Consider the following 303-nt stretch of genomic DNA (forward strand, 5'->3'; position numbering starts at 1 on the left):
AATCCAGATGTGAGCGACAAAAAACTGATAAGGTCTTCAAGGATGTTATCCGTATTCGTAATTTTTTTAGCAATTCTATTAGCCTTGTATTACCCAAAAGCATTAGGTTGGCTACAAGCAACTTACGCCTATTCGGCCGCAGGGTTATTAGTTCCAATTTTTTTAGGATTTAGCATACGTCGTACAAATTTCCTCTCTCCTAAAGGTGCAATTGGTAGTATTGTACTAGGCGTTGCAGGTGCTGCAGTAGCCCAAATAATAGATACAGAAATTCCATATGCAGTTTTTGGGGTAGCCGGTTCG

General features: G+C 39.9%; 1 pseudogene. It reads left to right on the forward strand.

Annotated features, from left to right (window positions below):
• Positions 1-42 precede the first annotated feature (42 nt).
• Positions 43-303, forward strand: a pseudogene (locus tag JKP73_RS22605) (sodium:solute symporter family protein); the annotation flags it as partial.

It is taken from the genome of Virgibacillus salexigens (assembly GCF_014905415.1).
Lineage (GTDB): Bacteria > Bacillota > Bacilli > Bacillales > Amphibacillaceae > Virgibacillus > Virgibacillus salexigens.